General features: G+C 42.0%; 26 protein-coding genes. 14 read left to right on the forward strand and 12 right to left on the reverse strand.

Annotated features, from left to right (window positions below; genetic code table 11):
• Positions 1 to 54 precede the first annotated feature (54 nt).
• The 3 genes from zwf to pgl are packed head-to-tail and all read left to right on the forward strand — an operon-like array spanning position 55 to position 3,452.
• Positions 55 to 1,635: a glucose-6-phosphate dehydrogenase gene (zwf, locus tag HXT26_RS05520; protein ID WP_004574146.1), complete on the forward strand. Its 1,581-nt coding sequence runs from the start codon at positions 55 to 57 to the stop codon at positions 1,633 to 1,635.
• Entirely contained in the window at positions 1,632 to 2,573 is a 942-nt protein-coding gene (locus HXT26_RS05525) for a glucose-6-phosphate dehydrogenase assembly protein OpcA (RefSeq protein WP_004574147.1), read from the forward strand. Before zwf ends, HXT26_RS05525 begins: the two co-directional genes overlap by 4 nt.
• 54 nt (positions 2,574 to 2,627) lie before the next feature.
• The gene (gene pgl / locus HXT26_RS05530) at positions 2,628 to 3,452 is read left to right on the forward strand and encodes a 6-phosphogluconolactonase (protein ID WP_410297144.1); all 825 of its coding nucleotides are present in this window, start codon (positions 2,628 to 2,630) and stop codon (positions 3,450 to 3,452) included.
• Between the two features lie 100 nt (positions 3,453 to 3,552).
• Here the strand turns inward: pgl and gndA are convergent, their stop codons facing one another.
• Entirely contained in the window at positions 3,553 to 5,007 is a 1,455-nt protein-coding gene (gene gndA, locus HXT26_RS05535) for an NADP-dependent phosphogluconate dehydrogenase (RefSeq protein ID WP_004574149.1), read from the reverse strand.
• A 426-nt stretch (positions 5,008 to 5,433) separates the two neighbouring features.
• On the opposite strand from gndA, the gene nrdH reads away from it, so the two are divergent.
• The 5 genes from nrdH to HXT26_RS05560 all read left to right on the forward strand — a co-directional run bounded on the left by nrdH (position 5,434) and on the right by HXT26_RS05560 (position 10,655).
• Positions 5,434 to 5,694, forward strand: a complete 261-nt coding sequence (gene nrdH, locus HXT26_RS05540; protein ID WP_004574150.1) for a glutaredoxin-like protein NrdH — start codon at positions 5,434 to 5,436, stop codon at positions 5,692 to 5,694.
• Between the two features lie 3 nt (positions 5,695 to 5,697).
• Complete coding sequence (nrdI, locus tag HXT26_RS05545) at positions 5,698 to 6,198, forward strand: class Ib ribonucleoside-diphosphate reductase assembly flavoprotein NrdI (RefSeq protein WP_004105666.1); 501 nt, start codon at positions 5,698 to 5,700, stop codon at positions 6,196 to 6,198.
• 75 nt (positions 6,199 to 6,273) lie between these two features.
• Positions 6,274 to 8,499: a class 1b ribonucleoside-diphosphate reductase subunit alpha gene (nrdE, locus tag HXT26_RS05550; RefSeq protein ID WP_100066576.1), complete on the forward strand. Its 2,226-nt coding sequence runs from the start codon at positions 6,274 to 6,276 to the stop codon at positions 8,497 to 8,499.
• Between the two features lie 99 nt (positions 8,500 to 8,598).
• Entirely contained in the window at positions 8,599 to 9,708 is a 1,110-nt protein-coding gene (nrdF, locus tag HXT26_RS05555; RefSeq protein WP_410297145.1) for a class 1b ribonucleoside-diphosphate reductase subunit beta, read from the forward strand.
• Positions 9,709 to 10,061: 353 nt separating this feature from the next.
• Entirely contained in the window at positions 10,062 to 10,655 is a 594-nt protein-coding gene (locus tag HXT26_RS05560) for a hypothetical protein (RefSeq protein WP_004105672.1), read from the forward strand.
• 177 nt (positions 10,656 to 10,832) lie between these two features.
• Here HXT26_RS05560 and HXT26_RS05565 read toward each other — a convergent pair whose 3' ends face one another.
• Positions 10,833 to 11,093, reverse strand: a complete 261-nt coding sequence (locus HXT26_RS05565; protein WP_004105674.1) for a hypothetical protein — start codon at positions 11,091 to 11,093, stop codon at positions 10,833 to 10,835.
• Between the two features lie 190 nt (positions 11,094 to 11,283).
• A complete protein-coding gene (locus HXT26_RS05570) occupies positions 11,284 to 11,496 on the reverse strand; it encodes a hypothetical protein (protein ID WP_004105675.1) in 213 nt (70 codons plus the stop codon).
• A gap of 570 nt (positions 11,497 to 12,066) precedes the next feature.
• Between HXT26_RS05570 and HXT26_RS05575 the strand changes: the two genes are divergently transcribed.
• From HXT26_RS05575 to HXT26_RS05595, 5 genes are all read left to right on the forward strand, one after another.
• Positions 12,067 to 12,528: a hypothetical protein gene (locus tag HXT26_RS05575; protein ID WP_004574152.1), complete on the forward strand. Its 462-nt coding sequence runs from the start codon at positions 12,067 to 12,069 to the stop codon at positions 12,526 to 12,528.
• Between the two features lie 34 nt (positions 12,529 to 12,562).
• On the forward strand, positions 12,563 to 13,216 hold the full coding sequence (locus tag HXT26_RS05580; RefSeq protein WP_004105678.1) for a response regulator transcription factor: 654 nt from the start codon (positions 12,563 to 12,565) through the stop codon (positions 13,214 to 13,216).
• A 34-nt stretch (positions 13,217 to 13,250) separates the two neighbouring features.
• A complete protein-coding gene (locus HXT26_RS05585; protein WP_004105679.1) occupies positions 13,251 to 14,423 on the forward strand; it encodes an exodeoxyribonuclease V in 1,173 nt (390 codons plus the stop codon).
• Positions 14,424 to 14,871: 448 nt separating this feature from the next.
• Positions 14,872 to 15,165: a DUF2089 family protein gene (locus tag HXT26_RS05590; protein WP_004110367.1), complete on the forward strand. Its 294-nt coding sequence runs from the start codon at positions 14,872 to 14,874 to the stop codon at positions 15,163 to 15,165.
• Positions 15,162 to 15,335 carry a hypothetical protein gene (locus HXT26_RS05595; protein WP_004105682.1) on the forward strand — a complete coding sequence of 58 codons (174 nt, stop codon included), beginning with the start codon at positions 15,162 to 15,164 and terminating at the stop codon, positions 15,333 to 15,335. Before HXT26_RS05590 ends, HXT26_RS05595 begins: the two co-directional genes overlap by 4 nt.
• 81 nt (positions 15,336 to 15,416) lie before the next feature.
• Here the strand turns inward: HXT26_RS05595 and HXT26_RS05600 are convergent, their stop codons facing one another.
• Entirely contained in the window at positions 15,417 to 16,634 is a 1,218-nt protein-coding gene (locus tag HXT26_RS05600) for a histidine kinase dimerization/phosphoacceptor domain-containing protein (RefSeq protein WP_004105684.1), read from the reverse strand.
• Positions 16,628 to 17,368, reverse strand: a complete 741-nt coding sequence (locus HXT26_RS05605; RefSeq protein ID WP_004105686.1) for a response regulator transcription factor — start codon at positions 17,366 to 17,368, stop codon at positions 16,628 to 16,630. Before HXT26_RS05605 ends, HXT26_RS05600 begins: the two co-directional genes overlap by 7 nt.
• A 193-nt stretch (positions 17,369 to 17,561) precedes the next feature.
• On the opposite strand from HXT26_RS05605, the gene HXT26_RS05610 reads away from it, so the two are divergent.
• Complete coding sequence (locus HXT26_RS05610) at positions 17,562 to 18,173, forward strand: hypothetical protein (protein ID WP_004105689.1); 612 nt, start codon at positions 17,562 to 17,564, stop codon at positions 18,171 to 18,173.
• A gap of 56 nt (positions 18,174 to 18,229) precedes the next feature.
• Here the strand turns inward: HXT26_RS05610 and HXT26_RS05615 are convergent, their stop codons facing one another.
• The 7 genes from HXT26_RS05615 to HXT26_RS05645 all read right to left on the reverse strand — a co-directional run bounded on the left by HXT26_RS05615 (position 18,230) and on the right by HXT26_RS05645 (position 26,229).
• On the reverse strand, positions 18,230 to 18,829 hold the full coding sequence (locus HXT26_RS05615; protein WP_004105691.1) for an FMN-binding protein: 600 nt from the start codon (positions 18,827 to 18,829) through the stop codon (positions 18,230 to 18,232).
• A gap of 45 nt (positions 18,830 to 18,874) precedes the next feature.
• Positions 18,875 to 19,720 (reverse strand): ABC transporter ATP-binding protein, encoded by an 846-nt coding sequence (locus HXT26_RS05620; protein WP_422111972.1) that lies wholly within the window; start codon positions 19,718 to 19,720, stop codon positions 18,875 to 18,877.
• A gap of 50 nt (positions 19,721 to 19,770) precedes the next feature.
• The gene (locus HXT26_RS05625) at positions 19,771 to 21,090 is read right to left on the reverse strand and encodes an ABC transporter permease (RefSeq protein WP_032842352.1); all 1,320 of its coding nucleotides are present in this window, start codon (positions 21,088 to 21,090) and stop codon (positions 19,771 to 19,773) included.
• Positions 21,080 to 22,414 (reverse strand): ABC transporter permease, encoded by a 1,335-nt coding sequence (locus HXT26_RS05630; protein WP_004574160.1) that lies wholly within the window; start codon positions 22,412 to 22,414, stop codon positions 21,080 to 21,082. Before HXT26_RS05630 ends, HXT26_RS05625 begins: the two co-directional genes overlap by 11 nt.
• A 12-nt stretch (positions 22,415 to 22,426) precedes the next feature.
• On the reverse strand, positions 22,427 to 23,698 hold the full coding sequence (locus HXT26_RS05635; RefSeq protein WP_422111973.1) for a Fe-S-containing protein: 1,272 nt from the start codon (positions 23,696 to 23,698) through the stop codon (positions 22,427 to 22,429).
• Positions 23,699 to 23,770: 72 nt separating this feature from the next.
• A complete protein-coding gene (locus HXT26_RS05640; protein ID WP_422111974.1) occupies positions 23,771 to 24,415 on the reverse strand; it encodes an iron transporter in 645 nt (214 codons plus the stop codon).
• Positions 24,416 to 24,510: 95 nt separating this feature from the next.
• Positions 24,511 to 26,229, reverse strand: a complete 1,719-nt coding sequence (locus HXT26_RS05645; RefSeq protein ID WP_112928856.1) for an FTR1 family iron permease — start codon at positions 26,227 to 26,229, stop codon at positions 24,511 to 24,513.
• Positions 26,230 to 26,346: the final 117 nt, after the last annotated feature.

Genomic DNA, 26,346 nt, shown 5'->3' on the forward strand with positions numbered 1-26,346 from the left:
AATAAATTGTGTTTTGCGTGGTGAAAATAGCTACGAAATATTACGATAGTATCTATGACTGAGTTGAGGACACTACGTGATTTGCAAGACGCTGGGGAAAGCGTATCTACTTGGACGAATCCTTTGCGCGATCCACGTGATTTGCGTTTAGCTCGCATTGCGGGTCCGTGCAGCCTAGTAATTTTTGGCATTACTGGCGATTTAGCACGCAAAAAACTTATGCCAGCAGTATATGATTTAGCTAATCGCGGGCTTTTGCCTCCAGGATTTGGTTTAACTGGTTTTGCGAGACGCGATTGGACGGATGAACATTTCGTAAACTTTGTGCGCGAAAATATTGAGCAGCATTGCAGAACGCCATTTCGTGAGTCAACTTGGATTAATCTCGCTAAAGGCATACGTTTCGTACGCGGCACCTTTGACGATGCGTCCGCGTTTGAGCGTTTAAGCAAAACAGTGAACGAACTTGATCGAGACAGAGGTACTCGCGGAAATCACGCTTTTTACATGTCTATTCCGCCTTCCAGCTTCCCAGTTGTTGCCCAACAGCTTGCAGCATCAGGTCTTTCGCACTCTTCTGAGCATGCTTGGCGACGCGTAATTATTGAAAAGCCTTTTGGTCACGATTTAGCGAGCGCACGAGAATTGGATCGCGTTGTTTCTGAAGTTTTTGATCCTAATTCTGTGTTCCGAATTGACCATTATTTAGGCAAGGAAACTGTGCAAAATTTGTTGGCTTTCCGCTTTGCTAACGCAATGTATGAGCCGATTTGGAACGCAAATTACGTCGATCACGTGCAAATTACGATGGCTGAAGATATTGGCATTGGCGGAAGAGCCGGATACTACGACGGAATCGGTGCTGCACGTGACGTGATTCAGAACCATTTGCTTCAACTTATGGCGCTTACTGCTATGGAAGAGCCTGTAAGTTTCCGCGCTAGCGATTTGACTGCTGAAAAAACGAAAGTTCTATCCGCAATCCGACTACCTCAAGACTTGGCTGCCAATACTGCTCGAGGACAGTATGCAGCAGGATGGCAAGGCTCTTACAAAGCTGTTGGATACTTGGAAGAGCAAGGAATCGACCCTAAAAGCACTACTGAAACGTACGCTGCAGTGCGACTTGACGTTGATACTCGCCGTTGGGCTGGAGTTCCGTTCTACTTGCGAACCGGAAAACGTTTAGGCAAGCGCGTTACGGAAATTGCTGTTATTTTTAAGCGTGCTCCGCATTTGCCGTTTGAGTCTACTGCAGTTCGAGAGCTTGGTAGCAATGCTATTGTGATTCGAGTGCAGCCAGACGAGGGCGTTACTATGCGCTTTGGTGCGAAAGTCCCTGGCGGAACTGCTATGGAAGTTCGAGACGTTTCTATGGACTTTAGTTACGGACGCTCTTTTACTGAAAGTTCCCCTGAAGCTTACGAGCGCTTGATTCTTGACGTACTTCTTGGCGAACCACCGCTATTCCCGACTACGCAAGAAGTAGATTTAAGTTGGAAAATTCTTGACCCTATTGAGGAATTCTGGAGTTCGCTTAGCACACAACCGCAACCATATCGCGCTGGAACGTGGGGTCCAGCAGAAGCTGATGCTATGCTTGCTCGAGATAATCGCCATTGGAGGCTGCCATGATTATCAACCTTCCTGATACTAATACAAGCAAAATTGCAGCAAAAATCGACGAATTGCACGAAGAGCGCGGCGAATCTGCTACTGGTCGAGTGCTCACTTTGCTTATTGATACAACTCTTAAAGAGTTAGAGCATGCACTTGATGCAGCAAACGCAGCTAGCCGCGAGCATCCTTGCCGAGTTATTGCAATGGTTCGAGATTGGTCTAGCGAGCACGCTGCTGAGCGCGGTGAGGTTGTGCCGAATCTCGATGCTCAAGTACGTTTTGGCGCAGATGCTGGAGCTGGCGAAATTATTATTTTGTATCCACACAACGGTTTAGTTCGTCATCCGGATACGCTTGTCATTCCACTACTTGTGCCAGATGCACCGGTTGTTGCATGGTGGCCAACAAACGCTCCGGAAGATCCTGCTCACGATTTGCTTGGAGCTATGGCAAGTAGCAGAATTACTGACGCACAGCGAGCAGACGATACTCTTAAAACTGTGCAAAACTTGCGTAAAAACTGGTCTCCGCAAGATGCAGATTTGTCTTGGACGCGTTTAACTCCTTGGCGCGCGTTACTTGCTTCTATGCTCGATCAACCTCCACATTTGCCTATTCTTAGCGCGAAGGTTGTGGGTCCTACTCATTACGTGTCTTTGCATTTACTTGCAGCTTGGCTTAAGAGTAGCTTGCACGTTCCTGTAGAAATAGTTGAAAATCCTGAAGCTCAAGCTATTACTTCCGTAACTTTAGAACGCAAGGATGGCACATTGTCACTCACTCGCCCTGCTGGCGGAGATCAAGCTTTGATTAGCCTGCCTGGACAGGCTGCACAACCTATTGCGCTTCCTATTCGCACTCTGGATGATTGCTTAAGCGAAGAATTGAGACGCATTGATCCGGACGAAATTTACGCGCAGCTGGTGCGAGATAATCCTTCAGAAAATGCGTGAAACATTACGTGAAACAATTCGTGAAATATTTTTAATTGCATAAAAGGAACAACTATGACAAATAATGAAGTTACTTTTGCACATAACGCAAGTATTTACGGATACGATAATCGCGATGTGCTTGCAGCCGTTGCAGCCCAACGTCTAGTAACGCTTATTATGGAATCACAGAATGATGTGCAAAATCTCAATAAACCATTTCATTTATTACTTACTGGTGGCACAGATTCAATACGCATGTTCCAAATGCTTGCTAATAACCCGCTTTTACCAGCAATTAATTGGAATTTAGTGCATATTTGGTGGGCAGATGAGCGTTTCGTAGCTTATGATAGCGAGGATCGCAATGCGCGCAAGGCTCGCGAAATGTTTCTTAACTTACTTACTTCTAACAAAGCTTTGGCAGAATCTCATATTCACGAAATGCCTGCAGATGAGCGTAATGCTGAGAAAATTGCAGCAGCCAGCGACGCTGAAAATGACGCTATTTTAGATGCTGCAGCGCGCGACTATGAGGAAGAAATCGTGAGCATACTTGGCAAAGAGCCAGTGTTTGATCTAGCAATTCTTGGCATGGGGCCGGATGCGCATATGGCTTCACTTTTCCCAGGATTACCGCAGGTTAATAATCGCGATCGCATTGTTGTTGGAGTAAATCACTCCCCTAAGTTGCCGCCTATGCGCTTAACTCTTACTGTTCCTGTATTAGCTCACAGCCACCGAACTTGGTTCTTGACTGCAGGAGAAGAAAAAGGCGCTGCTTTAATGAATGTACTTTCTGGTGATAATAATCCAGAATATCCTGCGTCTTTTGCAAACGGAACTGACGAAATCTCTTGGCTAACCACCGCGGAAACTTTGCAAGCTGCTATTAAGTAACTTGTATAGCTTTCTAGCAACATGCATAATACTCAGAACAATAAATAACAGACCTCTGCATAATAATGCAAAGGTCTGTTATCTCTAAATATTATTTGTTTTAATCTTGCTTTACTTCTGGGCGATTAGGCTCTGCCCACAAAGTGTGGAATACGCCTGGCTCGTCAATGCGACCGTAAGTGTGAGCGCCGAAGAAATCACGCTGAGCCTGAATAAGCGAAGCTGGCAAACGCTTGGAACGCAATCCATCGTAGTATGCAAGCAAGCTAGAGAATGCTGGCACAGGAACCCCGTGCTCAACTGCACGCGCAATAACACGACGCCAAGCAGCCTGCGACTTTTCAATAGCATCCTTAAAGTACGGTGCAAAAAGCAAAGAAACGCTCGCTTCACCGGACTCAAAAGCCTCAGAAACGCGGTTCAAGAACTGAGCGCGAATAATGCATCCACCACGCCAAATGCGAGCAACCGCAGCCTGGTCAATCTTCCAATCATGCTCAATTGCAGCAGCAGCAATCTCGTCGAATCCCTGAGCATAAGAAACAATCTTAGAAGCGTACAAAGCTTGGCGAATATCCTCAATAAACGCCTTACGCTCAGCATCGTTCAAATCAAAATGCACATCCGGACCAGTCAAACCTTGGCTTTCAGCAGCTTCTCGCAAAGCAACCTGGCTGGAAAGTCCGCGAGCAAACACGGCTTCAGCAATACCGGTAACTGGTATGCCGAGCGAAAGCGCAGACTGTACAGTCCAAGTGCCAGTGCCCTTCATGCCAGCGTGATCCACCATCATCTCAACCAAAGGCTTACCAGTCTTAGCATCCTTCTGGCGAAGCACATCAGCCGTAATTTCAATCAAATAAGAATCAAGTTCGCCCTTATTCCACTCGCTAAACACGTCTGCAATTTCGTCGGACTTCATGCCCAAACCGCGAAGCATTAAATCGTAGCTTTCGGCAATAAGCTGCATATCCGAGTACTCGATGCCATTGTGAACCATCTTCACAAAATGACCAGCGCCGTCAGTACCAATATGCGTTACGCAAGGTTCACCTTCAGCAACAGCAGCAATAGACTTCAAAATAGGACCAAGAGTCTTCCAAGATTCCTCAGTGCCACCAGGCATCATCGAAGGACCACGCAAAGCACCTTCTTCGCCGCCAGAAACACCGCAACCAACGTAATGAAGACCACGCGCGCGAATGTCACGCTCTCTGCGAATCGTATCTTCAAAATAAGAGTTTCCTCCGTCGACGATAATATCTCCAGGCTCCATAGCATTTGCAAGTTCTTCAATCACAGCATCCGTAGGAGCACCAGCTTTTACCATAATTATTGCGGTGCGCGGACGCTTTAGAGAAGCTACAAATTCTTCAACAGTTTTTGAAGGCACAAAAGCACCTTCACTGCCATGCTCATTCATTAAAGTTTCAGTGCGCGAATAATGACGATTATAAACAGCTACTGTATTTCCATGATGCGCAAGATTACGCGCTAAATTCGAACCCATGGCAGCCAAACCAACAACACCAATATTTGCCTGAGCTTGAGTCATAATGACACCTCTTATCTTGTACTTGTTTTGTTATTTGCACGCATGCTTTGCGCACCCAAGCAATCTGCATTATCTACAAAATGCACAACTTTTTATTTTGCGTTACGCCCCTTCAAGAAACGCACTTAATAATTTTATAGGCGGATATGCACAAGGCTTAACAATATGTAAGTTAAGTAGTTTCAAATATAAATTTTGTGAGATAGATTACATTTTTCATCGTTAAAGCTAAACCCATATTCACTTCATAGAACACGACACGCTTACAAACACGCTATTTTTAGCTATTTTAAATAATAACTATATATAGTGTTCACACAGTCGACACACCACTATAAATAGTGCTTATTCAGAGTAAGCTAACTACTTGGCTTTTGTCGATACAACACGGAATTGCAAAATTCCCCATCACCAGAGGAGATTGAAATGACTATCACAGTGTTTACTAAACCTCATTGCCCACAGTGTGATGCAACTAAGCGACAGTTCACAAAACTTGGCGTGAACTTTGAAACAGTAGACTTGTCAAAAAGCCCTGAATCACTCGAACAGTTAAGAAATGCCGGATACCGTCAAGCTCCAGTAGTCATTGCTCCCGACGCATCCTGGAGTGGGTACCGTCCAGATCTAATTGCGCAAATTGCGGATAAACTCGGAACTTCCGCAGAGGCAGCAAAAGAAGCATAAGAAATGTGTGAGCAAGAAAATATAACACAACAAAGCGAGCCTGAATCGCGCGCACAAGGCGAATCAATCGGAGCTGTAGTCTACTTTTCCTCAGTTTCCGAAAACACGTTAAGATTTGTGCAAAATTGCGATTTTCCAAGCAATAACGTAAACGTGTACCGCATACCACTTCGCCCTAAAGAGCCGGAATTAAACGTGCGCGAACCGTACGTTTTGATTGTTCCAACTTACGGCGGTGGAAATATTGCGAAAGCAATACCAATACAAGTTCGCAAATTCTTAAATAATCGCGAAAATCGTTCGTTTATTCGCGGGGTAATTTCTTCCGGAAATACAAATTTTGGAGAAGCATATTGCGCTGCAGGCGGTCAAATTGCAGGAAAGTGCAAAATCCCAAATATGTACTCGTTTGAACTCACGGGAACTGCAGAAGATATAGAAAAAGTAGCGCATGGGATACCGAGATTTTTAAAACAACTCAAAGAAACAGAACAAACGAAATAAACGAAATAAGTAAAAGAAACAAAACAAACAGCGTTTGAAAAACAAAAATAACGCATGAAGAAAGGAACAAACCCCATGAATAGCACGGATCCGATGAGCGAATCTACTTCGCTTAATCTTGATCACACTGATTCTGCAAGCACAACTGCCAGCACAACAGCAGAGCGCATTCGCAACAGCCGCGACTACCACGTTCTTAACGCTATGCTCGGTCTTTTTGACCCAGAAAAAGGCATTCAGTTTGATAAAGATCAGGAAGCAGAAAAGCTTTACGTTTCGGATTACGTGCAAGAACACAGCATGAAGTTTGCTTCAACTCGCGAGCGCTTGAACTATTTGATTGACAACTATTACTACAACGGCAACGTGTTCAACAAATACAGCGATGAGTTTCTCGATAAATTCTACGAGCATGCAGAAGCCGCTCACCACACTTTTGGCACATTCTTAGGTGCTTTTAAGTTCTACACTTCTTACGCTTTAAAGACTTTCGACGGCAAACAGTATTTGGAAAACTTCGCTCAACGCGCAGCTGCAGTCGCTTTGGAACTCGCAGACGGCGACGAAAAAGCAGCGCTCAACTATTTGGACGAAATGCTTGCAGGTCGCTTCCAGCCAGCCACTCCAACGTTCTTGAATCTTGGTAAAGCTCAGCGCGGAGAGGCTGTGAGCTGCTTCCTCGTGCGTTTGGAAGATAATATGGAGTCTATTGCGCGCGGAATTAATTCTGCTTTGCAACTTTCTAAACGAGGCGGCGGCGTGGCTCTTTTGCTTACGAATTTGCGCGAGCTTGGCGCTCCTATTAAGCGCATCGAAAATCAGTCGAGTGGCGTTGTACCTGTTATGAAGCTTTTGGAAGATTCATTCTCTTACGCTAATCAGCTTGGCGCTCGTCAGGGCGCTGGTGCTGTGTATATTAGCGCTCACCACCCAGATATTATGCGTTTCCTCGACACTAAGCGCGAGAACGCGGACGAGAAGATTCGTATTAAGTCGCTTTCTTTGGGCGTTGTTATTCCAGATATTACTTTTGAACTTGCTAAGCGTAAGGAAAAGATGGCTTTGTTTAGCCCTTACGATGTTGAGCGTGAGTATGGTAAACCTTTTGCAGACATTTCTGTTACTGAGCATTACGATGAGATGGTTGCAAATCCTCGCATTCACAAGAAGTACATCGACGCTCGCGAATTCTTTATGACACTTGCGGAAATTCAGTTTGAGTCTGGCTACCCTTACATTTTGTTTGAGGATACTGTGAATCGCACAAATCCTATTAAGGGTCGCATTACTATGAGCAACTTGTGCTCCGAGATTTTGCAAACTCAGGAAGCAAGCACTTATAACGCTGACTTATCTTATAGTCACGTTGGCCGCGACATTTCTTGCAATCTCGGCTCTCTTAATATTGCTAAGGCAATGGATGGTGACTTGGGTGCAAGCGTTGATTTGGCGGTACGTGCGCTCACTTCTGTTTCGGAGCACACTTCGATTGATTCTGTACCTTCGATTCGTCGCGGAAACGCAGAAGGTCACGCTATTGGCTTGGGTCAAATGAATTTGCACGGTTTCCTTGCTCGCGAGCACATGCAGTACGGAAGCGAGGAAGCTCTTGACTTTACAGACATGTACTTTATGACTGTTGCTTACCACGCTTATAAGGCTTCTCACGCTTTGGCTGTAGAGCGCGGACACGCTTTTGCAAGCTTTAAAACGAGTGCCTACGCTAAGCCTGCAGGAAAAGGCAACTATTTCGATAAATACACTGATGGAAGTCGTTCTCTTGAGCCTCGCACTCAAGCGGTTCGCGATTTGTTTGCTCGTTTCAATGTTGCGATTCCAAGTGTTTCAGACTGGGAGCAACTGCGCGACGAGATTTTGCGCGACGGCATTTACAACGAGTATTTGCAGGCTGTTCCTCCAACTGGCTCAATCTCTTACATCAACCATTCCACGAGTTCAATCCACCCAATTGCTTCTCGCATTGAGATTCGTAAAGAGGGCAAAGTTGGTCGCGTCTACTACCCTGCAGCATACATGACGAACGACAATATGCAGTACTTTAAGGATGCTTACGAGATTGGCTGGAAGGCAATTATTGATACTTACGCTGAAGCAACTCAGCATGTGGATCAGGGATTGTCGCTTACTTTGTTCTTCCCAGACACTACGACTACTCGCGATTTGAATAAGGCTCAGATTTACGCATGGCGCAAGGGCATTAAGACTCTTTACTACATTCGTATTCGCCAGAAAGCTTTGGAAGGTACGGAAATTGAAGGTTGCGTAAGCTGCACACTATAAGTAGTAGTGATAAAAATTTTAGTTACGTAGATATTTCCAAATTAAATAAAAAAAAACTTAAAAATTTTATAAAACGTAAACACAAGATCAGGAGTAATTATGACAGAACTCAGCCCAACCGAGCTCGACCCAACTGCGCTCGATCCAACAGCATTGCGCAGTAGCCTCGATAAGCCTTTCGGCACAAATCGCGTAATCGCAGATGACGCTATGATGGCAGCTTCTATCACACCATCTCAGTACCGCTACCATCACGGATCACGTGTACGCCCAGTTAATTGGAATAATATTGTTGACGACAAGGATTTGGACGTTTGGAATCGTCTTATTGCTAACTTCTGGCTTCCTGAAAAAGTGCCGCTGAGCAACGATATTCCTTCTTGGCGTTCCCTCACCGATCTTGAACGCAAGACCACTACTCGCGTTTTTACGGGCTTGACTTTGCTTGATACTAGCCAGGCAACTATTGGCGAGCTTTGCCAGATTGAGCACGCTCGCACTGAGCACGAGCAGGCTATTTACACGAATATTGCTTTTATGCAGTCGATTCACGCGCGCTCCTACTCCTCTATTTTCTCTACTCTTTGTTCTAGCGAGGAAATTGACGAAGCTTACCGTTGGGCTGTTGGCAACGATGTTTTGCAGCAGCGCGTCACCACTGTGCTTTGCGAGTACGAGAGCGAAGATCCACTTAAACGTAAGATAGCAGCAACTATGCTTTCTTCGTTGCTTCTTTACGCGGGATTCTACCTTCCGCTTTATTTTGCTTCTCGCGGAAAGATGATGAACACTGCCGATATGATTCGTTTGATTTTGCGCGATAAGGCGATTCACGGCTATTATTCTGGTTACAAGTTCCAGCGCGGTTTGGAGCTTAGAAGCGAGAACGATAAGAAGAATCTTGAAAAGTTCACTATGAACTTGCTCGATACTTTGTACGATTTGGAAGTTGAGTATTCTGGTCAGATTTACGAAGGATTTGACTTCCACGATGACGTTTTTGACTTCGTTCGTTATAACGCTAACAAGGCTTTGATGAATCTTGGCTATCCTGCTAAGTACAGCGAAGAAGAAACTCACGTAAGCCCAGAAATTCTCGCAGCTCTATCTCCTGCTGCCGACGAAAATCACGACTTCTTCTCCGGCTCTGGCTCCAGCTACATCATGGGAAAGTCTGTTGAAACCGACGACGACGATTGGGACTTCTAGTCGCATAATTGATTGTTTATTTGATTAACTGACTGTTCGATTGGTTAACTAATTAATTTAATTAGTTAACCAATTTAATTTATCTAAGTCAATTATTGAACCAAAATATCGTATACATAAAAACTGAAAAATTAGAAAGTAACATGAGCCCCCTCAGCCTTTATGGTACACTATGGAAAAGAAACTGGTTTTGTTAATCCCTTTATGCAAAAATCAGCAGTGACTATCAATTCATCCTCCGTTTAAACTAAGCGTTTTGGGCTGAACTGAGCAGGCGCTCAAGTTTGGAATCCAAATTGATAAGGATGCCTAGCAGTTGTTAGTCACATCTATACGAAGAAAGAAGGTCAGTTATGGGGAAAATGACTTATAAAAAAGTACTTTGTGTTGTAGTGCTATTCAGTTCGCTGGTGGGGCTAGCGGCCTGCGGTAGCTCCAAAGCAAACAATTCAGCGTCTACGAAAATAACCCATCAGTCAACTAAAAAACATTCAAAATCAATCAAAAAACCTTCAGAAAAGAACGTTCCTGAGGCTTTTGTGAAAGGCGAAAAAGGAACTTTTGAAGCACTAGGTGAAACTAAACCCGTTATTTGGGACGCTTATCCTGATAAGTTGGCCTACGTGAAAGATGCTTTTTATCATTGGACACTTCAAGACGACTGGTTCCAAGTCATTACTGGTCACTACATGGTCGTCGACCGTTTAAATACTTCAGGAATGTTATTAAAGAAACTTCAAAAGGGCACACCAGTTAAATTAAACGGCAAAGACTATAAAGTGGCAGATTATAAAGACTTTGAAGGAGGAGGCAGCGCGGATAAATTGTTAAGCCAGTTCAAAGGATATGTTGAGCAATTCCCTAAATCTGCTTACTTTATTCAAACCTGTCTTGATGCCAGAACTTATGGCGGACAACGTTTAGTAGTTCTTGACGTAGCAAAATAGTAAATGGTTTAGCCACAAAATTTAGGCTATTTGCCAAATTTTGTTGTTTTAAAAATATTGCCTGTTCATCAACGATATTGATGAACAGGCAATATTTTTTAACTGATTACGCGACTGTATCGTATAACTTTAATTGCACATTCGCTATGTTATACGCGTTATCGTGGTTAATTTACGCTATCTGTCCTCTTCAAGACCAGCAGTGAATTTTTCTGCTAAGATGTGAAAGCCTTCTAAATATTCTCCATAACCATCGGCAATAATCGCATCGTCATGAACTACAAACTTATTATTTTCTAACACTACATACTTGGTAAAGAATTGCTCAAGCTCTGCAGCCAATTTATCAAAATCTTCTTCAGAAAGCTCATCGTCATCGTCACTAGTATTTGCTGCAGCAGATGGATTCCAATTTTTTACTCCAAAATCTTGACTCATGATATTCCTTCTTCTTAATGTAATCTATGAATATTGCATATTAGCATCCTAGACAGCAACCAAAAAGTTACTGATAAATAAAAAACAACTAAATAGGATTAAAATCTACCGTAATATAACTTAGAAAATATGAAATAGAAGATTAGCGAAGTGCTGTGTGCATTTCGCTAATCTTTATGAAATAAATTGTTCAATAACGATCATCAGGTATGAAGGCACGTGCAAAAGCAACAATAAGTGTAAAAACAAATGTTTCAATCCACCTATTTGGAGATGAAATGTAAGCAATTGTATTGCCACTAAATATTGCAAAAATTCCAAGCAAGCCAATAAATGTCAACGGCATATAAGTAGCTTCTCGTTTGATAAGTCGCTTAAAATAAGCCAAAATTTGCTTTTTCATAATGATTCACCTACCCCACTGGTCACGACATTGCCATGCGCAATACCCAATTGAAATGCAATACCAACAGAACCACCGAGTTTCTTTAACACTGTCTTTGCTAAGCGCTTCACCGCATAATTCCTTTCCTTAAAACGTTATTTTGCTGTACAAATAAATTGTGCAATGGCTCTCAGTGTAATAAAAAAATACTGTCATGTAATCAGCTGTAACTATATTTAGTGACACAGTAAAATTGGCAATACTTGTGATTGTTATTTTTGGGCTCAGTAGAAATTTTTATGCTGCAAAAATCAACCCAAACACATCCGTTATCGTGTCAGTTTTTGTTAGATTTGCAATTTTTGCCACGATAACTCCATAAATATGTCTTTATTTAAGAATGGTTCCAAAACGGAAATGTTCTTAAATGTTGATTGTTGAGAACATACAAACTGCTAATCGTAAAAGTTTTAAAAAGTTTTCTAAAAACGCTATCGTTAAAAATAAGTACGCCTATTTGTGTAGATAAAATTTGAACGTTAGTATGTTGGTAATTTACAAAACAAGAATCACAAGGAGGTGCTTATTATGACCAATCCTTTGCGCGGTATACGAGAAGAAGATATCGTCAAGTACTTTAAAGATCACAATCTTTCAGTTGATAAGACGTATGTATTTACCATGAAATACGACCCTTGGTGGAAAGATTTACTCAAACTATTTTTGTTACCTAAATTATTCTATGTAGCGCAAAGTGTTGATGCGCGTATTGTTGCTGCCACTAATAATGAGTTTATTGTTGTTAATCCGAATACCATTTTAGGCTCGGGTAATCTAGCTAAATTAGACGATAAGCATCTTCATCGCATTCCGTGGAATCAACTCACTAATTTTGAAGTTATAAATAAGCCAACAACCCAAATAATTCGCTTTACTGCGAATGGTAAAACCGAAGAATGGAGTGTGCCAACGGAAAGTGCTAGCGTATGGCACTTTAATGTGTACAATCTTGATAATTTGAGAAAAACAATACAATCGCACATCTCTTGATAAGCGGATTCCAAAACAAGATACCATATATTGTATGAACACTACTTACGCAATTGTTGATAATGACACGCTTGTATTGCGATATATGCAACTTCTTCTGAGAAGTCGTTTGCCTGAAAACTTTGTTTGTGCATGGATGTGTTCTTCTGCAAAACAAGCTATTCATCGTTGCGTTACAGAAAATACTCCTGACATACTTTTAGTAGATATGTCAATGAGAGAAATGAGTGGTGTTGATGTAATTAAGGCAATTCGCGAGCGCAATAGCAATATTGTTTTGATTGGCATTACTTCCTACATGCTGGATGAATACGTATTGCAAGTTGCTAAGTCGGGTGGTCAAGCGCTAGTACATAAAGACAATTTAGCAGACATAGTTGCAGCTATTCAATCGCGCACAACAAGCTACGGTTGCCCAGAATTGCCACAATATATTGACTATTTTCACACTCCGCAAGAATCATTCAATATGATTTCTCAACTTCCGAAGACTTCAGTTTTGTCTCCTCAAGAATCGGAAATTATGCGCTTGTGCAAACAGGGATCTTCTACGAAAGAGATTGCAGATCAGCTTAATGTGAAAGTTTCAACAGTCAACACGCACTTACGGCGTATTTATGGAAAACTTCAAGTTAAAAGTCGTATGCAAGCGCTCGCTGCGCTCGCAAAATATTCGCATGACATATAACGTGTAAGAAATTAACATGTAAAAGTAGGTAGTTATGAAATTATTAACGCGTATGATCAATTTTTTGCCGCATGATGCCTGGCAGAAAATTGGAATTGGCGCAATCATAAGTTGTACTTTGATTCTTGAAATTTGTTCCTATAATAATCTTCATTACTACTCTAATTGGCATGCAATTACGGTTGAAATAGTATGGATTGTAATCTGCTTATGTATTGCAATATGGCCTCGTAAAGCATCTTTTATTGTGCTTATTTGGATGCCGTTGGTAATTATTGCGCCAAATATCAACTACTCATCTATGATGCTTACCATATTGATTTGTTTAGCAATTGCTGTAATTACTCAACCTTGGTACACTGTGCTTTCTTCTTGCGGAGTTTCTTCATGGTTCTTTATTATCTGCGATTTTCAAAACGCTTATGTGTTAGCGTGGTGGCTTCTTATCACTCTTATTTCTAGCGCAATCGTAAAATACTATATTTCCACTATTCACCAACAGCAGGAACAGTTATTTGCACAGCGTTACAACATTTTTCAAAAATATGCCACTATTGCAGCAATTCGCATGCACGATGAAGTAACTAATGAGCTTTCCAGCATTATGATGATGGCTCAACAATCTATTGAACCTCAAACAACTCATGACCAAGAACATGAAAATTCGCGAGAGATTCTTCAACGTGCTACTACAACTGTTCATAGAGCACGTAATATTATTTCTCTTCTTGACAATGCTACAACTGCAAGCACTGGCGATGTTATGCAATCGACTACATTTTATAAAGATTTTTGCACAGGCTTACGTGTTTTATTTGACTGTGAACAAAAGTCATTTGAAAAGCTTGACTATATTGGTTCCATTGACTTGAGTAGTGATTTAGCTACTGAAAATTCGAGATCAGCACATTTACCTTTTGAAGAATGTGCTCAAATTGAATATATTTGCAGAGAACTGCTTGCGAACGTAAAAAAGCATGCTGCAAAACCTAAAGAATACGCCATGAATGTAATGCTTAATGACCATGAATGTCATATTACGTGTATAAATAGTGCGCAACGAGGCGTTCTTGCTAACTTGCAATTAGGATATGGACTGCGTTTTCATAAGATGCTTGCGGAACGAGTTGGCGGAACTTTTAAAGTTATTGAAGATGGCGATTCGTGGATTATTAATGTACATGTTCCACTTCATGTAGAGAAATAGTCATTGTGCTTTCTTGCGCTTTAATCGAGTATTTGGACACGTTTTAATCGAGTATTTGGACGAAGCTTTGCACAGAAGATGCAAGTAAGCGGTTAATTTGCAATGCAGCATGCTGTTTCGTTGCTATGTCATACACGTTATCGTGGCAGTTTTTGTAAGATTTGCAATTTTTGCCACGATAACTTGCTTAAAAAATATAGTTATACAAAAGGAATAACATTTTCAAGCGAACTTGATGAAATTATAAACTTATTGAACGTTCTTAGCTCTAAGCAAAATGACTAAATTTTGTATCCATTGGCGACAAAGCGACAATTTTGGCGACATAAAAATGCCGCTTTGTGTCATATCTCTCATGTTTATTCTTGACAAACTCATATAACAACTTTAATATTTTTAATAAAAGTTTAATTTAATTAAAGTTTTATAGGTTGACGAAAGGGGTGATATGGATCATATTCCAAAATGGATGGCTAATCTCACAGACGAAGATATGTCGTTTATAAAGAACTTTGTATTATCGTCTGGATCGTTAAAAGAAATGTCGCAAATGTATCAAGTCTCTTACCCAACGATGAGAATCAGGCTTAACCGGCTCATTGAAAAGCTGCGCATAAGCGACAATGAACCAGAAGACCCGTTCGTTCTTTTAGTAAAGAGTCTTGCTATTGACGATAAATACGATGTTGACACAGCTCGAACACTCATAAACGAATATAGAAAAAGAAAGGATGAATCATGAGCTATGCATTATTTGGTCCAATAATTGACATTCTTATTGCACTTGTTATATGCGTATTAGTGTTCTTTATTGCAAGAAGTCTTATTCGATATGCGCATTCTCTTAAGAAAGACGATAAGTCATCTAAGCAGTCTGCAGAAGATAAAAGAATTGTATTACAAGACTTATAAAACACAAAAATCACACGTTATCGTGGCAAAAATTGCAAAATTCGCAAAAACTGCCACGATAACTCGAGAGTTTAAGTACTGCTAGTTTAGTGGAATAACAACATTGACCAGCCAAGTGTCATCATCTTTTTGCGCGTTTAAAGATCCACCTAAACGTTCCACAGATTTTTTGTGGAATAGTAACCCTTTGCCAAAAACAAGTCTTCCACCAAACTTATTCGACAACGAATTCATGCACATTATTTTGCATTCTCGCTCATCAACAGTAACGTTCATAGAAAAGTCAACGCTAGTACTGCAATGCTTACGAATGTTAGTAAGCAACTCACTGCACATGCGAATAGCACATTGAGCTTTTTCAGTACTAACAGTTGCAGATGCAGCAAAATCACCACTCCCCGAACTTTTATCAACCACTATTAAAGAGCCATAGTACCCAAGCTGCTCACAAATTTGCCGTTCAGCCTGTAAACGCGCACGAATATTGCATAAAAAATCAGTCAAATTCATGCAATCATTGTTATTAGAACTATAAACAAACTGCGTACTAGCAATATTTGAATCTAAAGAATCATCATACTTTTGTTCAGCTTGCTCAAGCAGGCTGATAACAAGTCTCGCTTTGGAAAGTGCATTACGCGAATGTTCAATAATCTGCTCTAACGATTCTTTTGTATGTTCATTGTTCTCAACATATAAAGCATCCGTCGCAAGCAACGTAATATCAGTAATCTCATTGTTCACATCGTCATGCAATTGCAACGCAACAGACGCAATATAAGACTGGAACTTACTCCGTACAATATCCATTTTTGCGCGATTATTTTCTTCCAACATGTTCAAATATTTGTGCAAAGCGTAGCCACAAATCATAGAAATAAGAACAAAACAAGGAAAAGTAAGCGGAATGTACGCCATTTTTGCAAAGTACATAATATTCAGCGAAACTATGTAAGCGCAAAGCAAATACTTCCACGAATCGTAAAAGCCTGCAACAAGCATGCCAGAGAGCAGCGCAAAAAGCACACAAGTTGCATTTACGCCTGGTACTGCTAACGTTACGCAATAAAAAATCGGAGTTACGAGTGATATTTGACGCGGAAAAGCAATCATAAGAAAAGTTGCAAACATCCAAACGTATTGGCACGCAGATTGTAATGGATTGTGCCACAACCCAGCTGTATTACAAGATTGCACATCCATTGACACTACAAGAATCGCCAATATTATGAATAAAGTTCGCTGAATTTTCCAGCTTTTAACCAACTCAATAACGCGCGAAAATGTTTTCATTAACATGCGTTATCCGTTTCTTGCAAAATATTCGTATGATTCTGCGGCGAATCATTCAAATATTGCAGATTGCTATTTTGCTCACGATTTTGCATTGCAGCAAATGCGGATATTGCTTGCACTCGGTTAGAAACATGCAATTTTTTGTAAATTCTATGAATATGCGTGTTAATAGTGTTTGGCATAAGACCAAGTTGAGCCGCAATCTGATTCGTTGTGTAGCCTTTAGCAAGCAGATCCATGATTTTTAGTTCTTGAGGCGGCAAAACGCTACGCGATCTTGATTTAGAAAGCCTAATAAAAGATTCTTGCGGTGTAGCAAAATCGTAAGCAACGTCTTTAACGCAACGGCAGCCATACACGTGCTGATTATCGCAATATTGCAAAGCTTCTGCCAAACCTTTGAAATTGTCTTTAGCAACCATTGCCTGCCCACCAACTTGCGCTACTGACGAAGCATAGGATCTGCAGTCATACGAAGTCATACCAATTAAAATAATGCTATTGTTTTTCTCACGAATTGCGCGTATTACGTCTACTCCAGACATGTCTTTCATTGACATATCAATCAAAATATAATCCGGAGTAGTTTTTGCTACTTGGCAGTATTCCAAAGCTTGCGCTCCAGATTTTACGCACCATTTGCACGCGTACTCGCTTGGCAAAAGCTTGCTGAGCACGTTTCGCATAACCGCTAAAACTAATGGATCGTTATCTACTATTGCATACGTTTTTGGCATAATGGCTTTCTTGCAATTTCACGCTACTTTTCTTATATTTTACTTTATAAGTGCGCACAAAATAGAGCAAATTGTGTAGCAAGAAATGATTACAAGTAATGCATGTAAGTCAAATGTGATTATAATAAGTGACAGTATGCGACTTTTGGTTGCGTTGAAAACTCATTTTCAATAATGATTGCAGCAGGATTATATGACAAAACGACTAGTAGTATTGCACTCCGCAGAAGTAGCTGCGATGGCGTTTGCCTCAGCAGCTGCTTTTATGCGTAGTTTTGGCTTTTTTGTTTTGTGGCTTGTTTTAGGACTCCTTTCTGTTGCAATGTATTCTTATGCATATTTTTTCTTGCGCAAAAATGTTCTTGAAGGCGAAAATGCAAGTAACACAAATAATATAGCTGAGCTTGATAGCGATAACACTAACAGTATAAGTAGAGATAGTGAACTTAAGAGCACAGGCAGCAAAAAGGCTTGCGATACTGAAAATTACGATAGCTGCGATAATTGCGATAACTATGACAACAATGTTAAAAACAGCTACGGCTCAGAAAACGACAAAAGCGAAAGTGCCGAAGAAAACAAAGTTGTCGCACTAAAACGCAAAAAAGTCGAATTGCAAAATAAGCAAATACTTAACAATTACTCAAATAATTTAACAAATATTATTACATGCTTTATTTGTGGGCTTATTCACGTTCCTTGGATTTATTACTACGGAATTGCAAATGGTGTCTTAGCATTAGTGATTTTGTGTCGAGTCATAAAGCGCCCACAAGGTCACCCTACGGATAAAAGCGATTTTTAAGGATTTAAGCTTATTGGCAATCTACCATTACGTTGAGCACTAAGTTTTGAGTACATTTATTGCACGGGTTGAATTGAGGCCTCTTGGCGAGCAACATCAAGCGCTTTGTTGAAGGCATCGCTAGTCCAACTTGCTCCAGCAACAACCGAAATATGCAAATCTTTTAGTGACTTTCCAACAATTTTGCCAGGTATAGCTTTTGAAAATGCGTCCATGTGGCCTTTTGAAATCGGCGTAAACGGATGAGATGTTATCTGCACATCGCTAACATTTCCATTTGCAACGCTTAAGCGTACATCAAAACTGTCTTCTGCAACAGGACCATACGTAGCTTTGACTTTATAGTCACCATCTTTGTAATTACCAGTATCAGTTTTAGACTGGTTTTTAGAATCCCCAGAATCTTCACTTTGAGCTGAAGACTTAGATTGCTGAGCACCAGCATTGTACTTGCCTGAAGGATTACCACCATCATCTGCACTCTGACCAGAATTGCCAGCAAACTCATCATTCATTGGCACAGCACTAGGTTCACCGCAAGCCGACAACATAGCAGAAGATGCAGCTACAATTGCAAGCGTAGCAACGGTTTTTGCAACTTTTTTGGATTTCAAATCATCGCGTGAAACATCGTGAAACATATTATCTGAAATCATAAAATCATCGCCTTTAAATCTTGTATATTTTAAAATCTTGCGCAACTAATCATCTAAATTCGCTAATTTAGGCAACTTAGTAGGCTCATGGTCTTGCAAAGCTTCCACAACACTTTCATCAACGTGAGCACTCGTAAACGCAGGCTTGCCACCAATCGCCTCGTACGCTTTGCGCGCACTCTCATTATTCCAACGCTCACCAACAAGCACACCGTGATTAAGCATAATTTCGCGATCCGCGCATTGAGCAACCAGAGAATCGTGAGTTACAACAATAATCGTAGTCCCTTGATTGTGCAGCTGCTTAAACAAATCGAGCACAATCTGCTCATTTTTTTCATCCAAATTACCAGTCGGCTCATCCGCAAGCAGCAACTTCGGACAGTTAATAAGCGCGCGAGCAACGCACACACGCTGCTGCTCGCCGCCAGAAAGCTGGCTTGGTAAATGGTGAGCGCGGTCCTTCAAGCCAACTCGATCCAAAGCATCCATTGCCTGAGCTTCGTCAACAACAGAATGATAGTATTGCGCAACCATCACGTTTTCAACTGCCGTTAAATGCGGCACAAGATAAAACTTTTGAAAAACTAAGCCAATTACGTTTTTACGAACGTCAGCAAGCTGACCGGCATTCAAATCCTCAAGTTTGCGACCTTGCAAAGACACGGAACCCTTGGAAGGCGAATCCATGCAGCCAATAATGTTCATAAGTGTTGTTTTGCCAGAGCCACTCGAGCCAACAATAGAAAGCCACTCGCCTTCTGGCACAGTAAGCGACAAATCGTCAACCGCGCGAAGAGATCCGTAAATCTTGGAAATATGATCCAAAGTCAACAGCATTTTTGGTTTAGACTCCGCGCCTTCCAACTTATTTTCTACATTCTCTGTCATATTAAATCCTTAACTCAAATCTTAAACAATCTCTAAATTTACGCTTAAAATTATTCTTCTCGAAGCACAATCGCAGGATCGATCTTTGAAGCGCGCAAAACAGGCGGCAACGCAGCAACGCAAGATGCAATAATGCTAAACGCCACCGAGAACGCAACAAGCCACCAATTCACGCCCAAATCTCTAGAGAACACCATTGCTGCAAGCAAACGAGCAAACACATACCCTACTGCGGTACCAGCAACGCCACCAACGAAGCCATATAATCCAGCTTCAGCAGTAAACTCCACGCCAATACTCCGTGCGCTCGCACCCAAAGCTTTGCGCAAACCAATTTCATTTCGACGCTGCTGCACAATCGAAGAAATAGTAGTGCTCACACCAACCATCATCAACACTAGAACAACTAGCGATACAATGCAGAACAGGCTGCGAAGCATAGTGATAATACCAGTGTCAGCAGCAGTAACTTTAGTAACTTGCTGAGCACGCACACGCATAGAAGTCATGTCGTTAATACTTCTCACAACAGCATCAACACTAGGAGCAGAAGACGAGTAAGCAATAACATCCGTACCACGCTTAACTCCTGTAAGAGAATTTACATCTGCGTTTAGCGCATATAACATGGAATCCTCTGCGCCGCCTGTGTCCAAAATGCCACAAACTCGGAAAGTTGTGCCGTGAGTATCCATAATATCTGTTGAGACTCTGCCTTCAACGAGCTTTTGTTGAGATGAATTTTGTGCAGATTCTTCTGAAGAATTTGCAACAGAATTTTGCGCTGGTTTATCTGCAGATTTATTTGCAGCCTTATTTTCAGACTTCTCTGCTGGCTTATGCGAGCCGGCAGTATTATCCGAGGATCTATACGCAATCGCAATTCGAGAACCTATTTTTAAGCCCATCGCAAGAGCTACATCTCGCCCAACCATAACATTTCCACTGCTAGGCCAAGAGCCGTCTACATTCCAATGCTTATTAAGCGACTTTACTGGACGAACGTCTATTCCTGCTAAAACATACGGAGCTGCGTTAATACGCACGTTTTCGTAACGATACGTAGCAGAGCGCATAGCACCTTTTGCAAGAACCATATCATTTGTGTGCAAAACCATTGCGCGATCAATACCGTTTTTCCACTCGCCCTCAATTGGAGTTACGATAATATTCGCTCCATACGCACGCATTTCATCGCTCATTTGCTGAGGCACAACAAGGCAGATTGCAGCTAAACAAAACAGCGTGGCAGCACCAACAAGCGTTGCAATAACAGCCATCAAAGCACGCGATTTTCTACGAAATACCGCGCTAAATAGCATGGTAATAAACATAGAATTGTTGGAAGTCATATAAGATTTACCTGCCATGAAGCACCTCCGCAGGACGCACACTCAAAATCGAACGAATCGACGAGCCTGCAGCAGCAAGCACAGTCAACGCAAGCAGCACGAACACCAGAACAAATACCATCGGTCGGAACAAAATCGCAGAGTCGAACACTGTAAAACCAATAATCTGCGCCACTGCAAATCCCAAAGCCATGCCGAGTAACGCTCCACCAAACGCAATAACCGCAGTTTCCATAAGCATAAGACGAGCAACAGCACCATCACGCGCACCCAAAGCCTTAAGCAATGCAAGCTCACCGGAACGCTCAGAAATTGAAGCAGCCATAAGATTCGCCACAGCAACAGCCGCAGCAATTAAACTTAACGCAGTCATCAAAACCATAACAGCGCGCGTCTTATTTAATACGTTACCCTGAAGAGCTGCAACTTGACGAACCTGCTTTGCAACAGCTCCAGGAATTACCTCCTCAATTTGGTAAGTAATCGAACTCGGGTAAGCCGTGCAATACCAAGTTTCCCACTCTTCCTGGCTGAGCGCTGCCGGATTTTTAGCAGCCTTTCGCGCTAAATCATTTTCAGGAGTAGTAAGCGCCTTTACTTCAATCGAATCAACCTTATTCGGCTTATTTGCAAGGCTTTGAGCATCGCTAGAACTTGCGTAGATTGCGTTATTATCGTCGTCGCCAGAATCGTATATGCCAACCAAGCGCAACGAAACCTCGCGCCCGTCACGAATCAAACGCAAACGCTGACCAATTTTTAAGTGCAAATGCTCAGCTAGCTGCGCACCTACCATTGCCTCAGATTTATTATCTTTTGCCCAACGACCTGCATTAATCTTCCACCAAGAGCGTAAACCCCTAACACCAACAACCGTTGTTTCCCCAGAAGCGAGCGCAAGCTTACGATTAAACCAAGTTCCAATAATAGGCACTACCAAATCGCCAGAAGATTTCGCTTCAAGATTTGCGTGAACTTTTATTTTCGGCGCAAAATTAGTGATATTAAACGCCCAGAAAATCATTTTTATTTTTGCAGCATCAGATTCTTTTAGCGAAGCAGTAGACTCGTGACTTTCCGCAGCCTTTAAACTCCCAGAACCATTAGTATCAATCTGCTCTCGAGAAGCATACAAATCATTTACAACAGCGCTAGATTTTGGCTGAACCACAATATTTGAACCATACGAACTAAGCTCTGCGTTAATTTTGTCTCCAACGTCATACACAACGCTAAGCATTGACACGCTAACGCACGCGCTTAAGCACACTACGAGCGCAATTAACACACGCTTTTTCAATTGCCGCACAAGAGATCGAGCAACCATGCGCATCATAAACATAGCAACTCTCCCTTACTTAAAATGCGAACTGAGCACGTCTAAATCAGCGGTATGAATTGTGATTTTGCCATGCCCCGCCTTATACGGGAACGGAATCGGATTGCAACCACCTTTAAAACCGATAGTTGCCAAATTAATTGCTACGTCACATTTACGGCAAATAATCTTACCGTCTTTTTCATAGTAGCCTGCATCTCCACAGTTTTCGCAAGCATCCAAGCCAACGCCATACGCTCCACCATTCTTTTTGATGATTATAAAGCGCATAACAGTGCCGTCTTTTGCTTTGTATTGGAAGCGATGCAAATGACCATCTGAAACTTGAACGTAATTAATAGTCGCAACACCATCGTGCAATTCGTACGGTTCTGGAGGCGTAAGAGTTGGTTTAATATTCATAATAGATACGCCTACAGTAAGCGTAAGTATTACTGTTATAGCAGCCAAAAGAGCTGCGAGCGCAGACTTTCGTGATTTCCTTTTAAACGCTCGCTTCGTGCGAATTTCTGCAGCATTTTCACCAACTACAGCCGTTTTAAAGCCGATTATTACGGATGCAGCAGCAGGAATCATGAACACGCTAATTTGCGCCATAATCATTAACGGAGCGTTATTAATTAGCCAAACAAGCACGCTGAAAGAAAAATCATCCATATAAAGCAGAATGCTTCCTTGCATAATCTGCAAAAGTGAAGTTATGTGCTGCACTAGCAAAATAATCATGCTTAAAACTACAGCAATTTTGAAGCAAATAGCGTTAGATGTAGTGCGCAAAGAACGAACCATAAGGCTTAAGCAAATAGCAGCAATAACGCCAAGTACAAAACCAAGCGCGCGAAGCAACATGTCTGATGTAAAAGGCGGAGTGCTTGAATCTACGAAAATAGTAAGCTGCAAAATAACATCTGGTAAAGCATAAAACACAGTAAACGCTAAACAACATGCACCAATCACGTTACTTATGTGCATTAAAAGCGGGCAATTACGCCAATTTCTTACTATTTTGTGTGAAAAGATAACCACAATAATTGCAGCAATATCAAGCGGAACTGCAATGCACAACGCCGGCATATTAACAAAGTTTCGCTGATTAATGACCACAGATGCGCGAAGTATAGCAAAAATAAGAGCTGCAACTGTGCCTGCAGACAGCCCATACAATCTCCAACGTGCGCTTAGAGGCTTATCTCGCCCCTCGCCAACAGTGAGCGATGTGCTTAATCCCATTGTGAGTAGCGTAAGAGGGAGCAGCCCAGGCATAACTGCCACAAACAGTCTGAGCATAACTCCCTCCTTTGCTGTTACTTATTATTTACTAAAATTATTAATTAATCACTAATTATTAACTAGCTATCACTACCACTGACGAGGAGTGTACTTCCAATCGTCGAAGGTTGCCTTAATTGGCTCAGTCCAGAAGCGACCGGTTACGCCGGTAGCAGGATCGACGTGAAGCATCCAACCCTTCTTTTCTGGGGATTCAATAGAAAGCACGAGCTTGTAATTTCCAGCCTTGTCAAGCTTAACGTTTGCACCGTAGTGAGGGCCATCGGAAGCGTTCATCTGCATAAAAGTACCCTTGCCAACGGATTCACCGCTTGTCTTATCGACAATCTCATAATTCACAGTCAAATCTGGAATGAACTCGCCCTTACCGTAGCCAAGCTTTGTACCTTTTTGGTTAGCGTGGATATCGGCTTCAAGGTGGAAGCTTGCTTCACTTGCCTTCAAACCCATACCGGCTGGGAGCATATCAACTGGCTGGAAGTACACGGCACCAATAGTAAGAGGTCCAATGTTCTGATCTTGGTGAGGACCAACTGGAACCTCCTCAAAGCCCTTATCGCCGCCCTTGTCGTCGGACTTGTTATCAGACTTCTGCTCGGTTGCTTGTGACTTAGCATCAGTTTTAGCTGAATTGCCATTGGAACCGCATCCAGCAAGCGCAAGCAGTCCAGCAAGAGCTAAAGCTGCAATTGCTGTCATTTTATTATTCTTCATATCTAACCTTCTGTGTTTGTTGTTAGTTATTTTTATTTAATTGTTGTTATTGGTTGTTTATTAATTATTTATTAGTTGGTTATTTGTTGTTTTGCTTATTTATTTTCTATCGCGCGTTTCCCACGACTTCGCGCAATAGATACGCAAAGCAGTGAAATCACAACAATTGCTGCCACAATTTGAGCAACAATCGTCTCAACATACGGATAGAACCCAAGCCAATCGTTAGTTGGCAAGCCTTGAATATACATTCCTTCGAGAGCATCGCCCTCGATTAACGCGTGCACGCCACCGCCCGCAAAAATTACTACGAGAACAGACATAAGAGCGCTTGTTCCAGTAAAGAATGGGCGAATTGGTATGCGCACAGATGCGAAACGAATCAGCAAGAATATCACTACAAGAACTGCAGCAGCGGAAATGAAGCCTCCCCAAATCATAGAGTCAGCTCCGTTTGAAACTGCAAAGATTGCTTGATAGAAGATTACAGTTTCAGCACCTTCGCGGAACACCGCAAGGAAACTCAATAACGCTAAAGAAACCAAACTTCCCTTAGAAACTGCTGCCGTTGTTTGCTCACTAATATACTTATTCCATGCTTGCACTGAAGATCTAGAAATCATCCAATTACTCGTGTAAAGCAGCATAAGCATTGCGAACAATGCAACAACGCCTTCTGTAATCTCCTGCTGCGGACCAGAACCATTAAATAGCAAGCCGAATAGTGCAGCTACAGCAAGAGATGCCACAATTCCAGCCGCAATACCTAGGTAAATATACTTCACCATATTCTTGTGACCGGATTTAACAAGGTAAGCAATAATTGCTGCAACAACTAGCAACGCTTCCAAACCTTCACGAAGCAAAATTACGAAAGCCTGACCGAATGAGCTAGTTATGAATTGCATAAATGGATTTGCGCTTGAAGATGCGCCTTTGTCTAATTTTGCTGCGTCTTCAATAAGCATCGCTTTAAGATCCGTTACGAACTTTTTAGCTTGCTCAATAGTTCCGCCGTTGTTCATTGTTTGGCGGCACTCTTTGAATTGATACTCGACAGTCGAAACGCGACTTCCGCTTATTGCATTCATCACGTTCTTCTCGAAACCAAGCTTTTCGTAATACTGGTAATAGGCTTCGTTAATTAAATCAACTGCAGATGCTACTTGAGTTTTATTACCTTTTGCAGACTTGTATTTTGCAACAGACTTGTCGAGAATAACGTTCATTTCTCGAGCAACTTGACCCCACGTACGACCATTGCGCCCGAGGTTTTTCTTTTTTGCAGCATCAAGCTTTTTGCGCTCTGCTTTAATTTGCGCACGCAACTTTTGTGCATAAACATTTGGCTTATCCACTTTTAAGTTGGCATCGAGACTAGATGCAGTTTGTGCAACATCCACTGAAAGAGCCGTTGAAACAGCACTTATTTGTGAACCTTGATTTTGCTGGTATACAAGCGTTTGTAGCTGCTGGAATTGATCAGTTTGTGCCTGAACTTTATTCTGCCCGATTGCATCTCGCACAACCGTAATCATATTAGAAGCAACATAAACGGAATTGTATGCTGCTTCAAATCGAGTTGCAGCTCCAGAATTATTGCCACTATTGTATTCTGATTGACCTTGTAGCAATTCTTTATTAATTGCTTTAGAAACTTCTGTCCAGCTAGTATATGAACGATCCGCATCTGTTGCAAAAGCTGGAATAGTTGTAGCGAACGAACTCACTATGCAACCTACCAACATGCACACAGCCAGAATCAGTGCAGCCGAGTCACGAATAATTCGGCGCACTTTTACATACGCGCGCATAACATCTCCTCGCGTTCTTCCGCGTCTTCTTGCGATTCCGCACTTCTCACGCGTTTTACGCCTTTTGCGTTAACGCATTTCTGCATATCTACGCGCTCTACCCCAAATTGAGCGCAC

Source organism: Gardnerella sp. DNF00497B (genome assembly GCF_049262725.1).
GTDB classification, from domain to species: Bacteria; Actinomycetota; Actinomycetes; order Actinomycetales; family Bifidobacteriaceae; genus Bifidobacterium; species Bifidobacterium leopoldii.

What these genes read in the sequence shown, in the direction of transcription:
- zwf (WP_004574146.1), top strand. Translation starts at nt 55, where the DNA reads ATGACTGAGTTGAGGACACTACGTGATTTGCAAGACGCTGGGGAAAGC.
- HXT26_RS05525 (WP_004574147.1), top strand. Translation starts at nt 1,632, where the DNA reads ATGATTATCAACCTTCCTGATACTAATACAAGCAAAATTGCAGCAAAA.
- pgl (WP_410297144.1), top strand. Translation starts at nt 2,628, where the DNA reads ATGACAAATAATGAAGTTACTTTTGCACATAACGCAAGTATTTACGGA.
- gndA (WP_004574149.1), bottom strand. Translation starts at nt 5,007, where the DNA reads ATGACTCAAGCTCAGGCAAATATTGGTGTTGTTGGTTTGGCTGCCATG.
- nrdH (WP_004574150.1), top strand. Translation starts at nt 5,434, where the DNA reads ATGACTATCACAGTGTTTACTAAACCTCATTGCCCACAGTGTGATGCA.
- nrdI (WP_004105666.1), top strand. Translation starts at nt 5,698, where the DNA reads ATGTGTGAGCAAGAAAATATAACACAACAAAGCGAGCCTGAATCGCGC.
- nrdE (WP_100066576.1), top strand. Translation starts at nt 6,274, where the DNA reads ATGAATAGCACGGATCCGATGAGCGAATCTACTTCGCTTAATCTTGAT.
- nrdF (WP_410297145.1), top strand. Translation starts at nt 8,599, where the DNA reads ATGACAGAACTCAGCCCAACCGAGCTCGACCCAACTGCGCTCGATCCA.
- HXT26_RS05560 (WP_004105672.1), top strand. Translation starts at nt 10,062, where the DNA reads ATGGGGAAAATGACTTATAAAAAAGTACTTTGTGTTGTAGTGCTATTC.
- HXT26_RS05565 (WP_004105674.1), bottom strand. Translation starts at nt 11,093, where the DNA reads ATGAGTCAAGATTTTGGAGTAAAAAATTGGAATCCATCTGCTGCAGCA.
- HXT26_RS05570 (WP_004105675.1), bottom strand. Translation starts at nt 11,496, where the DNA reads ATGAAAAAGCAAATTTTGGCTTATTTTAAGCGACTTATCAAACGAGAA.
- HXT26_RS05575 (WP_004574152.1), top strand. Translation starts at nt 12,067, where the DNA reads ATGACCAATCCTTTGCGCGGTATACGAGAAGAAGATATCGTCAAGTAC.
- HXT26_RS05580 (WP_004105678.1), top strand. Translation starts at nt 12,563, where the DNA reads ATGAACACTACTTACGCAATTGTTGATAATGACACGCTTGTATTGCGA.
- HXT26_RS05585 (WP_004105679.1), top strand. Translation starts at nt 13,251, where the DNA reads ATGAAATTATTAACGCGTATGATCAATTTTTTGCCGCATGATGCCTGG.
- HXT26_RS05590 (WP_004110367.1), top strand. Translation starts at nt 14,872, where the DNA reads ATGGATCATATTCCAAAATGGATGGCTAATCTCACAGACGAAGATATG.
- HXT26_RS05595 (WP_004105682.1), top strand. Translation starts at nt 15,162, where the DNA reads ATGAGCTATGCATTATTTGGTCCAATAATTGACATTCTTATTGCACTT.
- HXT26_RS05600 (WP_004105684.1), bottom strand. Translation starts at nt 16,634, where the DNA reads ATGTTAATGAAAACATTTTCGCGCGTTATTGAGTTGGTTAAAAGCTGG.
- HXT26_RS05605 (WP_004105686.1), bottom strand. Translation starts at nt 17,368, where the DNA reads ATGCCAAAAACGTATGCAATAGTAGATAACGATCCATTAGTTTTAGCG.
- HXT26_RS05610 (WP_004105689.1), top strand. Translation starts at nt 17,562, where the DNA reads ATGACAAAACGACTAGTAGTATTGCACTCCGCAGAAGTAGCTGCGATG.
- HXT26_RS05615 (WP_004105691.1), bottom strand. Translation starts at nt 18,829, where the DNA reads ATGATTTCAGATAATATGTTTCACGATGTTTCACGCGATGATTTGAAA.
- HXT26_RS05620 (WP_422111972.1), bottom strand. Translation starts at nt 19,720, where the DNA reads ATGACAGAGAATGTAGAAAATAAGTTGGAAGGCGCGGAGTCTAAACCA.
- HXT26_RS05625 (WP_032842352.1), bottom strand. Translation starts at nt 21,090, where the DNA reads ATGGCAGGTAAATCTTATATGACTTCCAACAATTCTATGTTTATTACC.
- HXT26_RS05630 (WP_004574160.1), bottom strand. Translation starts at nt 22,414, where the DNA reads ATGTTTATGATGCGCATGGTTGCTCGATCTCTTGTGCGGCAATTGAAA.
- HXT26_RS05635 (WP_422111973.1), bottom strand. Translation starts at nt 23,698, where the DNA reads ATGCTCAGACTGTTTGTGGCAGTTATGCCTGGGCTGCTCCCTCTTACG.
- HXT26_RS05640 (WP_422111974.1), bottom strand. Translation starts at nt 24,415, where the DNA reads ATGAAGAATAATAAAATGACAGCAATTGCAGCTTTAGCTCTTGCTGGA.
- HXT26_RS05645 (WP_112928856.1), bottom strand. Translation starts at nt 26,229, where the DNA reads ATGCGCGCGTATGTAAAAGTGCGCCGAATTATTCGTGACTCGGCTGCA.